The sequence below is a fragment of the Clavibacter michiganensis genome (assembly GCF_021216655.1).
Taxonomy (GTDB): domain Bacteria; phylum Actinomycetota; class Actinomycetes; order Actinomycetales; family Microbacteriaceae; genus Clavibacter; species Clavibacter michiganensis.
Genome location: NZ_CP080437.1, coordinates 883,310 through 896,986 on the forward strand (window position 1 = coordinate 883,310; position 13,677 = coordinate 896,986).

Genomic DNA, 13,677 nt, shown 5'->3' on the forward strand with positions numbered 1-13,677 from the left:
TCACCCGCTCGTCCGAACGGGGTGCGTACCCCGTCCACGAAATGGACTTCGGCTCTCTCGACCACTGACGCCTCCTCGCATCGATTTCCCCCACCCTAGGAAGAAGCCGGACGGGAGCCGAATCCGTTGACTGTTCCTACGAGGCCCCGTCGTCGGTCACGTCGTCGGCTTGGCCGGCATCGACAAAGGCCGCCGCCACCGGAGCGGCCGTCGCCTCGACCTGCCAGGGGCGCGCACCCCAGGACTCGAGGGCCGTCGCGACGGCCTCGGGCGCGAGGTCGTCGGGCGGCGTCCACGCGACGCGACGCAGCACCTCGGGCGTGAGCAGGTTCTCCTGCGGCACGCCCATCGCGGTCGCGACCTCCTGGACGGCGACGCGGGCGCGCTTGAGTCGGCGGTCGGCGGCGGGGTCCTTGTCGGCCCACGCCTTCGGCGGCGGCATGGTCTCGCCCGTGCCGCGCAGCTGCGGGAACTCGGTCGCGGCGAGGCCCCGCTCCACGGCGGCCCACCAGCGGTCGATCTCGCTGCGGCTCGCGCGGCCCGAGAACTCGCGCACCGCGGCGAGGTCGCGCTTGGTCTGCGGCAGGACGCGCGCGACCGCGACGAGCGACCCGTCGGGGACGAGGCGTCCGGGGCTCGTGTCGACCTCGCGCGCGTAGGCGTCGCGGGCCTCCCACAGCTCCTTCGCGACCGCGAGGTTGCGTCCGCCGCGGACCCCGTGCAGGCCGCTCAGACGACGCCACGGCTCCACCCGCGCGGGCTTCGCCTCCTTGGCGATGGTCGCGGCGAACTCCTGCTCGGCGATGCCGGTCTTGCCCTGCTCCTCGAGGCGGCGGGCGATCTCGTCGCGCACGTCGACGAGCAGCTCCACGTCGAGCGCGGCGTAGACGAGCCAGGCGCGGGGGAGCGGGCGGGTCGACCAGTCGGCGGCCGAGTGCTCCTTGGCCAGGTGGATCCCGAGCAGCTCCTCCACGACCGTGCCCAGGCCCACGCGGGGCAGGCCGAGGAGTCGCGAGGCGAGCTCGGTGTCGAAGATGCGCTGCGGGTCGAGGCCCACCTCGCGGAGGCAGGCGAGGTCCTGGCTCGCGGCGTGCAGCACCCACTCGACGTCGCGGATCACGGCGTCGAGCTCCGAGAAGCCGCCCACCGCGGGCGGGTCGAAGAGGAACGTGCCGGCCCCGCGGCGGAACACCTGGATGAGGTACGCACGCTGGCTGTAGCGGAAGCCCGACGCGCGCTCGGCGTCGACCGCGATGGGACCGGTGCCGGCCGCGATCGCCTCGACGGCGCGGAGGTACTCCTCCCGGGTGTCGATGACGGTGAGGTCGCCTGTCGCGGCGGCCTCACGGAGGGGCTTGGGCGCGGGGGCGTCGGTCTCCGCGACCCGCGCCAGGGCGGGCGTGTCGCCGGACGCGGAGCCGGGCGCCGACTGGGCCGCCGGGGCGGCCGCGGTCCGCCGGGTGCCCGTCCGGCTCCGGGCGACGACCGCGTCGGTGGCGGTTGATCCTGGCACGTCGGAGAACAGGGACGGGCCCATGGCCGGGCGGCTCAGGCCGGCGGGAGTCGACGGGACGGGAGCATCGCCGCCGGTCGCGTCGGGGTCGGGGGTGTCGGACGGGGCGTTCACGTCCGGGTGCGTCGCGCTGATAGCAGTGTCACTCCTTCGCCCGCGGGAGGGAGCCCTGCGAGCATGCACAGTAGTTCCCCCCAGCCTTCCACATGGGCGGTCACGTCGGCGTCCGCCGGCGTCCACGAGGCGCGCAGCTCGATCTTGGCGCCGCTGCCCTGGCGGGCCAGCTCGCCGTAGCCGGTCGAGATGATCCGGGTGGCGGTCCCGGAGGGCGAGGAGTAGCGGGCGCCGCGCGATGCCAGGCCGTCGACGAGCCATGACCAGGCGACGTCGGCGAGGAACGGATCCGTCCCCATGTCGGTCTCGAGCGGTGCCTGCGCGAAGCAGACGACGCGGAAGGCGCCGCCCCACGCCTCCGGCTCCTCGGGGTCGTGCAGCAGGATGAAGCGGCCGGTGCCGAGCTCCGAGTCGGAGGCATGGCCCGAGGGCGAGACGTCCGCGGCGAGCGCCACGGCGTACGGCGCCAGGTTGCTCGAGGGCGAGGGGATCTCCGTCAGCACGAGCTCGGACCTCGTGGTCGCGCGCCGCAGCGCGTCCAGCGCCGCGCGGAACTCGGGTGGATCCTCGGCACTGTCACGGGTCTCTACCACGTGTGCAGACTATGGTCCGCCGGTCGACGCGCCGGGAGCCACGCCGCGGCGTCGACGCGCGGGCGCCGCCCTCGATGACCGCGCGATCAGGGGATCAGCCCCGCCGCATCGCCCAGCGCGCGTAGGTGCGGTGGTCGTCGTCGACGAGCAGCTGGTCGAGCCGCATCGGCGCGTGGATGCCGGAGCCCGCCGGGACGAGCGGCGTCAGCGGCGTCGCGAGCTCGGGCGACGTGGTCAGGCAGAGCTCGTCGACCCGGCCCGCGGAGACGAGGGACGCGGCGAGCGCCGGCCCGCCCTCGCACACCACGTGCGTCAGGCCGCGTCCGCGGAGCGCGTCGACGACGACGTCGCCGGACATCCGCCCGTCGGCCGCAGCGCCCAGGGGCACGGTCACGATCTCCGCCGGCACGCCGTCGAGCGTCGCGACGGCGCGGTCGCGCGCCTCCGGCGGGCAGAGCACGAGGAGGCGGCCCTGCGCGGCGTCCGGGTCGAAGCGGTGACCCTCCAGGTCGCCCGACGAGGTGGCGACTGCCAGCGGCGTCCGACGGGGGAGGACGTAGCGCTCGGCGCGCACCGTGCCCGCGCCGACGAGGACGACGTCGGCGAGCTCGCGGATGACGCCGAGGATCCGCCGGTCGACGACGCTCGACAGGCTGTCGGACGTGCCGTCGGCGCCGACCACGCTGCCGTCGACCGACGCCACGAAGTTGAGGCGGACGTGGTCGGCGGATCCCGGACGGTAGAGGTCCTCCAGCCACGTCCTCGTGCCGGCGTCGTCCAGCACGTGCGAGGAAGCAGCGTCGGCCGGACCGGCGACGGGGAGGACCCGCGTGATCCTCATCCGGCGAGCCGCTCGCGCACCTGCCGCTTGACCCGCCCGAGCATGGCCGTCATGCCGCGCATGCGCAGCGGCGACACGGCGGCGTCGAGCCCGATGGTGGACGGGTAGTCGTCGGGCACGGCGAGCACCACGTCGGCGGGGAGCCCGTCGAGGCCCTGCGCGAGGATCGACGCGAACCCGCGGCTCGTCGGGGCCTCGGCCGGCGCCTGCGCGTGCACGTGCACGTCGCCGTCCACGACCTCCACGAACATGAACACGGGCGACTGGCACTCCTCCACGCGCTCGAGGAGGTCCGGGTGGTCGGCGTACCGTGCCGGCAGCTCGGGCAGCTCGTTGCTGAAGTCGAGCAGGAGGAGGAGCCGGTCCCGCTGCTCCAGCGCGAGGAAGTCGTCGCGGATCTCGGCGAGCGCCGCGGGCAGCTCGGGCGTGCCGGTCATCGGGCGGGCAGCTCCCCGGGCTCGGCGCCCTGGACGATGGGGACGCGCACGGCGGAGCCCCACTCGGTCCAGGAGCCGTCGTAGTTGCGGACGCCTTCGAAGCCCAGCAGGTGCGTCAGGACGAACCACGTGTGGCTCGAGCGCTCGCCGATGCGGCACAGCACCACCACGTCATCGCCGTCGCCGAGGCCCGCACCGTCGCGGTAGACCGCGTCGAGCTCGGCGCGCGTCTTGAAGGACCCGTCCTCGGCCGCGGCCTTCGCCCACGGGACGTTCTTCGACGAGGGGATGTGGCCGGCGCGGAGCGAGCCCTCCTCGGGGTATGCCGGCGCGGTCGTGCGCTGGCCGGTGTACTCCTCGGGGCTGCGGACGTCGATGAGCGGGTTGCCGAGGTGCGCGAGCACGTCGTCCTTGAACGCGCGGATCTCCTCGTCGCGGCGCTCGACGACGGGGTACTCGACGGGGGTGACCGCCGGCCGGTCGGTCGTGGTCGGGCGGCCCTCGGCGATCCACTTGTCGCGGCCGCCGTCGAGCAGGCGCACGTCCTCGTGCCCGAACAGCGTGAATACCCAGAGGGCGTACGCGGCCCACCAGTTGCTCTTGTCGCCGTAGATGACGACCGTGCTGTCGCGCGCGATGCCGCGCTCGGACATGAGCTGCGCGAACCGCTCGCCGTCGACGTAGTCGCGCTGCACGGGGTCGTTGAGGTCGGTGTGCCAGTCGAGCTTGACCGCGCCGGGGATGTGGCCGGTCTCGTAGAGCAGCACGTCCTCGTCGGACTCGACGACCACCAGACCGGGCGTCAGGGCGCCGTCTGCGAGGCGCTCCTGGAGCCAGTCGCCGCTGACGAGTCGCTCCGGGTGGGCGTACTCGGCGAACCTGGGGGTGGTGTCCGGCTCGACGGCCATGGGGCTCTCCTGATCTCGCGGCCGGAGGGGCCGCGCTGGGTGGGACGCGGATTAGTCTGGTGGGTGTTCCGCGGGCACCAAGCGCCGCGCGTCGACCACCGTCAACGGTAACGGTTCGGCCCGCGCGGGACTTCCCTGCACCGCCACATGACAGCCGGAGACCCACCTGTGACGAACGCCGAGATCGGATCGCCGAGCCACGACGCGGAGGGCACGGCACCGGGTGCGCTCGTCGGCCGCTCGCCGAGCATCACCGGCCAGGAGATCGCCGCGCACCTCGTGCCGCCACGCCAGTTCGACGACGCGCGGTTCGACACCTACCGGCCCGACCCCGAGTACGACACTCAGGCGCAGGCCGTCGAGGTGCTGCGCGCGTTCTCGGGCGACAGGGCCGGATCCCGCGGCGGCCTGTTCTCGCGCAAGAAGGCGCCCGCCCTGAAGCCCGGCGTCTACCTCGACGGCGGGTTCGGCGTCGGCAAGACGCACCTCCTCGCGTCGCTCTGGCACGCCATGCCGGGACCGAAGTACTTCGGCACCTTCATCGAGTACACGGCGCTCGTCGGGGCTCTCGGCTACCAGGGCGCCGTCGGCATCCTCCGCGGAGCGACGCTCGTGGCCATCGACGAGTTCGAGCTCGACGACCCGGGCGACACGATGATGATGACGCGCCTGCTGTCCGACCTCGTGGCCGACGGCACGCGCATCGCCGCGACGAGCAACACGCCGCCGAACGCCCTGGGGGAGGGGCGCTTCGCGGCGGCCGACTTCCTCCGCGAGATCCAGGCCATGAGCGACCGGTTCGACACCATCCGCATCGACGGCCTCGACTACCGGCGCCGCGCCTTCGAAGGCCACGCGGTCACCGTCGACGCCGACGACCTCGACGCACGGGCCGATGCCGCGCAGGCCGGCGGCCGGGCCGTGACCGTCGACGCCTTCCCCGAGCTGGTCGCGCACCTCTCGCGGCTGCACCCCTCGAAGTACGTGAAGGTCATCGAGGGCGTCGACGCCATCGCGCTCCGCGACGTGACCCAGCTGCAGGGCCAGACCGACGCGCTCCGCTTCGTCGCCTTCGTGGACCGGGTCTACGACGCGCAGATCCCGCTGCTCGCGTCGGGCACGCCGTTCGACGAGGCGTTCTCGGCCGAGATGCTCGCGGGCGGTTACCGCAAGAAGTACCTGCGCGCGATCTCGCGGCTCATCTCGCTCACCGCGGCCGGACGCGACATCTAGCCCACCGCGCTCCGACGTCCCTGGATCGGGGGCCGTCGCGGGCATCCCCGCCGCGCGCGGAAACACGATGTTCACACGCGCGCCACCCGTGTAACGCGCCGGAAACACGTCCGGCGAGCCGGCGAAACCTCGCCCCCCGACACTGGACGCGTACCCGGCATCCGGCTCGCGCCGAACCACCCGACCACACGGGCGGCCGCTCGCCTCCAGTCCGGTGCGACCCCCTGCACGATCTACGAGAGGTGAAACACCATGGATCAAGGCAACACCGCCTTCCTCCTGATCGCCGCGGCGCTGGTCCTCCTGATGACGCCGGGTCTGGCGTTCTTCTACGGCGGGCTCGTCAAGGCCAAGAGCGTCATCAGCATGATGATGATGAGCTTCGGGGCCATGGGCCTCATCGGGCTCCTCTGGGTCCTGTACGGCTACGCCATCGCGTTCGGCAACGGGCCAGACGGCGCGGCGGGCAACCCGCGCTTCGTCGGCATCGACGGCGTCCTCGGCATCGACCTCGGCCAGCTCGGCCTCGGCGACGCGTACACCGCGGCCCTCGGCGACCAGACGTCGGCGTACCCCACGCTCGCCTTCGCCGCCTTCCAGGCCACGTTCGCCATCATCACGGTCGCCCTCATCTCCGGGGCCATCGCCGACCGCGCCAAGTTCGGCGCGTGGATGGTGTTCGCGGGCGTCTGGGCCACGGTCGTCTACTTCCCGGTCGCCAGCTGGGTCTTCAACTTCACGCTCGCCGACGGCGCCACCGTCGACGGCGGGTGGATCGCCTACAACGTCGGTGCCATCGACTTCGCGGGCGGCACGGCGGTCCACATCAACGCGGGTGCCGCGGCGCTCGCCCTCTCGCTGGTGCTCGGCAAGCGCGTCGGGTTCGCCAAGGGCATGCACGTGCCGCACAACCCGCCGTTCGTGCTCCTCGGCGCCGGCCTCCTCTGGTTCGGCTGGTTCGGCTTCAACGCCGGCTCCGAGCTCGCGGCCGACGGCATCGCGGCCATCGCGTTCCTCAACACCATCGCCGCCCCGGCCGCCGCGATCCTCGGCTGGCTCGTGGTCGAGAAGATCCGCGACGGCAAGCCGACCTCGGTGGGCGCCGCCTCCGGCGCGGTCGCGGGACTCGTCGCGATCACCCCGGCGTGCGCCGCGCTCTCGCCGACCTGGGCCATCGTCCTCGGCCTCATCGCCGGTGCCGTCTGCGCCGTCGCGATCGAGCTGAAGTTCAAGCTCGGCTTCGACGACTCGCTCGACGTGGTGGGCATCCACCTCATCGGCGGCCTCATCGGCACGCTGTACATCGGCATCTTCGCCACGAACGTCGGCCTCATCTACTCGGGCTCGCTCGAGCAGCTCGGCAAGCAGGCCCTCGCCGCGTTCGCGGTGCTGATCTACTCGTTCGTGCTCTCGTACGTCATCGGCACGATCATCCAGAAGACCATGGGCTTCCGGGTGAAGAACGAGGACGAGATCGCGGGCATCGACACGATCGTCCACGGCGAGGAGGGCTACGTGCTGGAGACCTCCGGCCGCTGACCCGCTCCACCGGTTCGACCACGACGGGCGCCGCACCTCGCGAGAGGGCGGCGCCCGTCCGTCGTCCGGGCGGCGGTCGCGCGGCCGGCCGGAGGTCCGTCCGCCGAACGGCTGTTCGCCCTCCGCGGAGAGCCGTCCCCGACGGGCGGCACGGTGTCGGCCCCGGCGTACGGTGGGAGGCAGCGGTAGGGCGCGCACCTCGGCGCCGCCGCACCCCGTGACCATCGAGACGAAGAAGACGAGAGCACATGGCATCCCCCCTCATCACCCTGAACAACGGCGTCACCATCCCGCAGCTGGGCTTCGGCGTCTTCCAGACCCCGCCCGCCGAGACGCAGCAGGCCGTGGAGCGCGCGTTCGAGGCCGGCTATCGCCACATCGACACCGCCGCCGGCTACTACAACGAGGAGGGCGTGGGCGCCGCCATCAAGGCGACGGGCATCCCGCGCGAGGAGCTCTTCATCACCACGAAGCTCCGCAACGGCGACCAGGGCGCGGACAGCGCCCGCAGCGCCTTCGAGGACAGCCGGCGCAAGCTCGGCGTCGACGCGGTGGACCTCTACCTGATCCACTGGCCCTACCCGAAGCACGGCCTGTACGTCGAGACCTGGAAGACCTTCGAGGCGCTGCACGCCGAGGGCCTCATCCGCGCGATCGGCGTCTCCAACTTCCTCCCGGAGCACCTGGAGAAGCTGGCCGCCGAGAGCGACGTCGTGCCCGCGGTGAACCAGATCGAGGTGCACCCGACGTTCCAGCAGCACGACCTCTCCACCTTCTCGGTCGAGCGCGGCATCGAGGTCGAGGCGTACAGCCCGCTCGGCCAGGGCGCCGACCTGGAGTCGGAGATCGTGACGCGCCTCGCGAAGGAGCACGACGCCACCCCCGCGCAGGTCGTGCTCGCGTGGCACCTCGCGCAGGGTCGCATCGTCATCCCGAAGTCGGTCACGCCGGAGCGCATCGTGCAGAACTTCCAGAGCATCGAGGTGGAGCTCACGGTCGAGGAGCTCGCCGAGATCGACACCCTGGAGACCGGCACGCGCCTCGGCGCCGACCCGGCGACGGCGGACTTCACGCAGTTCCCGTCCTGACCCACCCGCCGACGTGCCGGCAGCACGACGCCCGCCCGGCTCCTCGCCGCGGCGGGCGTCGTCGCGTCGGCACCGCCGCATGACATCGCGCTCGTATCGGGGGCGCGAGGGGTCTAGCGTGAGCGGCACGACGCTCCCTCAGGCCGGAGGCGAGAGCCTCGGACCCGCCGGAGCCCGCCGGAGCCGGCCTCACCGTCAGGAGCATCGTGATCGATCCCACCGTCCCGCCTTCCCGCCTCGCCGATGCGCTCAGCTCCGTGTCCGAGCGCATCGACGCGTCCGTCGACGCGAGCTGGGACGGGCTCACCGGAGTCCAGATCCTCATCCTCCGGCGGCTCTCCGGCACCGAGCGGATGGACAGGGCGTCCCTCGCGCTCGACACCCGCACCGCTCGCGCCGCCACCGTGCCGAGCCTCGCGTCGCTCATGCAGAAGGGCCTCGTGCTGGAGTCCGAGGACCCCACCGGGCCCTACCTGCACCTCTCCGACGGAGGACGGGCGCTCCTCCTGGGCGTCCGGACGGCCCGCGCCGAGTGGCTCGAGCAGGCGGCGAGGCAGGCCCGGCCGCCCGTGCACGGCGACGACCTCCTGCGCGCCGCCGCGCTGCTCGAGCACCTGCGCGCCACGGACGACATCTGAGCGGGCATGGGCCGACCCGCGACGGCCTCGATGACGACATCGTCGCGCGCCTGCGGGCGGCCGGCTGCGTCTTCGCCGAGGAGGAGGCCGCGCTGCTCGTCGCGGAGGCGGCGGACCGCCAGCCCGACGCCGGCCCCGGCGACGGGGGAGCGCACCGCGCCGACGAGCTCGAGCGGATGACGGCGGCCCGCATCGACGGGGCGCCCCTCGAGGTCGTCCTCGGTTGGGCGGCGTTCGCGGGGCGGCGGATCATCGTGCGACCCGGGGTCTTCGTGCCGCGCCGACGCACCGAGCGCCTGGCCCGGGCCGCCGTCGACGCGGCGCGGGAGGTGGATGCCCCTACCGTCGTCGACCTGTGCTGCGGATCGGGCGCCATCGCCGCCGTGGTCGCGGACGACGTGCCCGGCGCGGTCGTGCACGCCGCCGACGTGGACGCGGTCGCGGTCGCCTGCGCCGCCGCCAACCTCATCCCGCGCGGCGTCGCGGTGCATCGGGGCGACCTGATGGAGGCGCTGCCCACGGCGCTGCGCGGCCGGATCGACGTCCTCGTCGCCAACGTGCCCTACGTACCGAGCGCGGGCCTCGCGCTCATGCCGCCGGAGGCGCGTCTCCACGAGCCGGAGGCCACGCGGGACGGCGGGGCCGACGGGCTCGACGTGCTGCGACGCGTGGCACGGGGGAGCGGATCCTGGCTCGCCCCCGACGGGCTCCTCCTCGTCGAGGTCGCGGACGAACAGCTCGCCGCGGCCCTCGACGCGCTCGCGACCGCCGGCCTCGAGGCGCGAGCCGACCCGCTCGCAGCACCCGTGCAGGACGACGAGGACGACGGCACACGGGTCGTGACCGGCCGACATCCGCGCTGAGCTATCGGCCCGATGTCCCGAGGCCCGATGACGCGCGGACCGTCCGGCAACCGGCCGCGGACCTCGTTGTCTCCTGTCCACAACCCGCTCGGCGGCCGGACGGTCCTCCCTAGGGTCGCGGTGTCCCATCCACCTACGAGAGCCACCAATGACCCTCATCCCACGCCGTCCCCGCGCGTCCGTCCGCACGGCGCCGTCCCTCCCGGACCGCGACGCCCGCCGTCGCCCCCGTCGCGGCCTCGCCGCCCTCGCATCGGCCGCCGCCGTCCTCACCGCGGTCGCCATCGGCGTCCCCGCGGGTTCGGCATCCGCCGCCGCGCCCAGCACGCCCGTCCCCGGCATGCAGGTCCCCGCTCTCAAGGACGTCCTCGGCGACGCCGGCATCGAGCACGTCGGCGTGGCCATGGGCAGCGGCGAGGTGCAGGGCACCTCGGCCGACCTCATCGCCCGTCACTTCAACGCCATGACCCCGGAGAACGAGGGCAAGGCCGACGCCATCCAGCCCGTCGAGGGCCGATTCGACTTCTCGGGCATCGACAAGCTGCTCGACTTCGCCGACGCCCACGGCATGAAGATGTACTTCCACGTCCCCTACTGGAAGCCGCAGACGCCCGCGTGGTTCTTCCTCGACAACGGCCGACCGCTGACGAACAGCCCGGCCGACCAGGCGCTGCTCAAGGCGCGCATGGAAGCCCACATGAAGGCGATCGCCGACCACGTCGCGTCCCGCTACCCGAAGGGGAACAGCCCCATCTGGGCCATGGACGTCGTCAACGAGGTCATCGACGACGGCCCCAACGGCAACCCGCACGACATGAAGGACACGCCCTTCTTCCGGGTGCTCGGCGAGGGCTTCGTCGACGAGGCCTTCCAGCTCGCGAAGAAGTACTTCCCGGGCGTCAAGCTCTTCATCAACGAGTACAACACCGACTCGCCGAGCAAGCGCGCCGACTACCTCGGGCTCGTCTCCGACCTCCTGAAGCGGCACATCCCGGTCGAGGGCGTGTCGCAGCAGAGCCACATCGGGCTCCGCAGCGACATCGAAGAGCTGAGGAACACGATCCACGCGGTGAAGGCCCTCGACCCGAACCTCCTCCAGGCCATCTCCGAGCTGGACGTCGGTGCGTTGCAGGCCGCCGCGACGGGCAACAGCGAGAACCGGAACCACACGGCGCCGATCTACTCGAACCCGGACGACACCGCCGCGGCCGTGGGCTGGGTCTACAAGGACCTGTTCACGATGATCCGGCAGGAGGCCGGCAACCTCGAGTCGGTCACCTTCTGGGGCTCCGACAACTCGCGCACCTGGCTGCACAGCCCGTCGATCGACCAGCCGTGGGACCAGCCGCTCCCGTTCGGGACCCATCAGGAGGCCATGCCCGCGTACTGGGGCATCGTGAGGCCCGACCTGCTCCCGCCGCGTCCGCCGCTGCCGAAGGGCTGATCACCGCCCGAGCGACCACCGCGGCCCCCGTCCTCCTCGAGGATGGGGGCCGCTCTGCGTTCGTTGCCACACACAACAAAGGTTTTCGAATACCTTGCCCGCCGTAGGGGAGGGTGCCTACGGTGCGAGCATCCGACACCGAAGTCGGAACACATGAGAGGTGTTCGACGATGAGCATTCCCCGCACCAGCGCGTCCGCGTCCGCGGACGTCAGCCCGCCCCGCCTGGACCGCAGCAGGTCCGCCGGCAGCCGCGCCGTCGGCGCCCGTCCCGCCCGCCGCCGGGGCATGGCGGCGATCACGGCGCTCGGCCTCGTCGTGGGCGCAGGCGCCCTCGCCGCGCCGTCCGCACAGGCCGCCGACGCCGCCGCTCCCGCACGCATCGGATCCGACTTCGAGTCCGGCACGGACGGCTGGGCCCCGCGCGGCGACGGCGTCGCGATCGCGCCCAGCACGATCGCGCGCACCGGATCCGGCAGCCTGCTCGTGACCGACCGCACGCAGGAGTGGCACGGGGCAGCCCTCGACGTGACGAGCGCCCTCGCCGTGGGCCAGCAGGTCGAGGTGACGGTGTGGGCGCGCCTGGCCGCGGGGGAGGAGCCCGCGTCCCTCAAGGTCTCCGTGCAGCGCGACACCGGCGGCGGCAGCGGATACGACGGGGTGGCGGGAGCCGCGGCGCGGGTCACCGCCGACGCGTGGACCGAGCTCACCGGCACGTACACGCTCGGCGGCCCGGTCGACAGGGCGCAGGTCTACGTCGAGGGCACCGTCGGCGCCGACTTCCTCCTCGACGACTTCCAGCTCGGCGAGGCGGTGGCCACGCCCGTGCAGACCGACATCCCGGCGCTCAAGGACGTCCTCGGCGCCCGCGGCATCGAGCACGTGGGCGTCGCCATCGACGGTCGCGAGACCGTGGGCGCGGGAGCGGATCTGGTGAGCCGCCAGTTCGACGCGTTCACGCCGGAGAACGCCGGCAAGCCCGAGAGCGTCCAGCCGGAGGAGGGGCGCTTCACCTTCACGCAGCTCGACCAGCTGCTCGACTTCGCCGACCGCACCGGCACGGAGGTGTACTACCACGTGCTGTTCTGGCACTCGCAGACGCCCGCGTGGTTCTTCCTCGACGGCGACCGCCCCCTCACCGACAGCCCCGCGGATCAGGCGCTGCTGAAGGCGCGCATGGAGGCGCACGTGACGGGGATCGCCGACCACATCGCCGCGCGCTACCCCGACGGGAACAGCCCGATCTGGGCGATGGACGTCGTCAACGAGGTCATCGACGACGGTCCCAACGACAATGCGCACGACATGCGCGACAGCCGCTGGTACCAGGTGCTGGGGGAGGGGTTCGTCGACGAGGGCTTCCGCCTCGCCCGCGCGCACTTCCCGGGCGTCAAGCTGTTCATCAACGACTACAACACGGAGCTGCCCACCAAGCGCGCCGACTACCTCGAGCTGATCGCCGCGCTCGTCGCCCGCGGCGTGCCGATCGACGGGGTGGGCCACCAGGCGCACGTCGACTTCGCCCGGCCGGTCTCGTGGCTGCGCGACTCGATCCGCGCGGTCGAGCGCATCGACCCGCGCCTGCTGCAGGCGATCACCGAGCTCGACGTGAACGCGTCGAACCAGAACGAGGGCGCCGACGTGAGCGGCGCGCCGCAGGATCCGTACACGCCGGTCTACGCGGACGATGCGCAGGCGGGAGCCGAGGTCGGCTATTACTACCGCGACCTCTTCCAGATGATCCGCCAGCAGGCGGCATCCATCGACTCGGTCACCTTCTGGGGAGTGAGCAACGCGCGCAGCTGGCTGCGCACGTGGCCGATCGCGCGTCCGTGGGAGCAGCCGCTGCCGTTCGACGACGACCTGCAGGCGGCTCCCGCCTACTGGGGCATCGTGGATCCGAGGCAGCTCCCGGCGCGTCCCGCGGACCTCTCGGCGCCGCGCATCGCGGACGTGGATGACATCACGGCGGTCGCGACGAGGGCCGCGGGCGTGCGCGTGCCGTACGCGCTGCCTTCGGCCATCGACACCCGGGACGGGAACGTGCGGGTCGTCTGCGCGCCGCCCCGCAGCGGGATCTTCCCCGTCGGCACCACGACGGTCACCTGCACCGCGAAGGACCGCGCCGGCAACGTCCGGACGAGCACCTTCGACGTGATCGTGACGCGCGCCGGCTCGTGATGCGCTGACGCCGGCCCGACGCGGCCCCCGCCTCCTCGCGAGACGGGGGCCGCGTCGAGTGGCGGGCCGTGTCGGACGTCACGTGGGGGATGAGGTGCACGTCACCTCGTGTCGCTCGGGTTGGCACCCCCAGGGCGTCAGATCCGCTCTTCGCTTCCGCGCTCGGGTGGGAGCCAGCAGCTCGCCGGCGACCATCAGGGGAGAATGCTGACCATGCTGCGGCGCTGAAGCGAGAGGACGGCACCGCCTCGGCCGCCGTCGTCGTGATGGCGCCGAAGGAGAGACC

Annotated in this window: 12 protein-coding genes; 7 read left to right on the forward strand and 5 right to left on the reverse strand. The window is 72.8% G+C overall.

Annotated elements, in window-relative coordinates; all coding sequences use genetic code 11:
* Positions 1 to 136 precede the first annotated feature (136 nt).
* The 5 genes from K0V08_RS04090 to K0V08_RS04110 all read right to left on the reverse strand — a co-directional run bounded on the left by K0V08_RS04090 (position 137) and on the right by K0V08_RS04110 (position 4,406).
* The gene (locus K0V08_RS04090) at positions 137 to 1,627 is read right to left on the reverse strand and encodes a ribonuclease D (RefSeq protein WP_183130587.1); all 1,491 of its coding nucleotides are present in this window, start codon (positions 1,625 to 1,627) and stop codon (positions 137 to 139) included.
* Positions 1,624 to 2,220 carry a DUF3000 domain-containing protein gene (locus tag K0V08_RS04095; protein ID WP_012038352.1) on the reverse strand — a complete coding sequence of 199 codons (597 nt, stop codon included), beginning with the start codon at positions 2,218 to 2,220 and terminating at the stop codon, positions 1,624 to 1,626. The genes K0V08_RS04090 and K0V08_RS04095 overlap by 4 nt, the downstream gene beginning before the upstream one ends.
* A gap of 94 nt (positions 2,221 to 2,314) precedes the next feature.
* On the reverse strand, positions 2,315 to 3,061 hold the full coding sequence (locus K0V08_RS04100; RefSeq protein WP_079533201.1) for a dihydrofolate reductase family protein: 747 nt from the start codon (positions 3,059 to 3,061) through the stop codon (positions 2,315 to 2,317).
* Entirely contained in the window at positions 3,058 to 3,498 is a 441-nt protein-coding gene (locus K0V08_RS04105; protein ID WP_079533204.1) for a SufE family protein, read from the reverse strand. The genes K0V08_RS04100 and K0V08_RS04105 overlap by 4 nt, the downstream gene beginning before the upstream one ends.
* Positions 3,495 to 4,406: a sulfurtransferase gene (locus K0V08_RS04110; RefSeq protein WP_079533207.1), complete on the reverse strand. Its 912-nt coding sequence runs from the start codon at positions 4,404 to 4,406 to the stop codon at positions 3,495 to 3,497. Before K0V08_RS04110 ends, K0V08_RS04105 begins: the two co-directional genes overlap by 4 nt.
* Positions 4,407 to 4,574: 168 nt before the next feature.
* Here K0V08_RS04110 and zapE point away from each other — a divergent pair, with 168 nt between their 5' ends.
* From zapE to K0V08_RS04145, 7 genes are all read left to right on the forward strand, one after another.
* Complete coding sequence (zapE, locus tag K0V08_RS04115) at positions 4,575 to 5,639, forward strand: cell division protein ZapE (protein ID WP_079533209.1); 1,065 nt, start codon at positions 4,575 to 4,577, stop codon at positions 5,637 to 5,639.
* A gap of 252 nt (positions 5,640 to 5,891) precedes the next feature.
* Complete coding sequence (locus tag K0V08_RS04120) at positions 5,892 to 7,178, forward strand: ammonium transporter (protein WP_012038357.1); 1,287 nt, start codon at positions 5,892 to 5,894, stop codon at positions 7,176 to 7,178.
* 248 nt (positions 7,179 to 7,426) lie between these two features.
* A complete protein-coding gene (locus K0V08_RS04125; protein WP_012038358.1) occupies positions 7,427 to 8,266 on the forward strand; it encodes an aldo/keto reductase in 840 nt (279 codons plus the stop codon).
* 206 nt (positions 8,267 to 8,472) lie between these two features.
* Positions 8,473 to 8,904 carry a helix-turn-helix domain-containing protein gene (locus tag K0V08_RS04130; RefSeq protein WP_012038359.1) on the forward strand — a complete coding sequence of 144 codons (432 nt, stop codon included), beginning with the start codon at positions 8,473 to 8,475 and terminating at the stop codon, positions 8,902 to 8,904.
* A gap of 92 nt (positions 8,905 to 8,996) precedes the next feature.
* The gene (locus K0V08_RS04135; RefSeq protein WP_336513119.1) at positions 8,997 to 9,767 is read left to right on the forward strand and encodes a putative protein N(5)-glutamine methyltransferase; all 771 of its coding nucleotides are present in this window, start codon (positions 8,997 to 8,999) and stop codon (positions 9,765 to 9,767) included.
* A gap of 148 nt (positions 9,768 to 9,915) precedes the next feature.
* Positions 9,916 to 11,211 carry an endo-1,4-beta-xylanase gene (locus tag K0V08_RS04140; RefSeq protein ID WP_079533212.1) on the forward strand — a complete coding sequence of 432 codons (1,296 nt, stop codon included), beginning with the start codon at positions 9,916 to 9,918 and terminating at the stop codon, positions 11,209 to 11,211.
* A 170-nt stretch (positions 11,212 to 11,381) separates the two neighbouring features.
* A complete protein-coding gene (locus K0V08_RS04145; protein ID WP_079533213.1) occupies positions 11,382 to 13,391 on the forward strand; it encodes an endo-1,4-beta-xylanase in 2,010 nt (669 codons plus the stop codon).
* Positions 13,392 to 13,677: the final 286 nt, after the last annotated feature.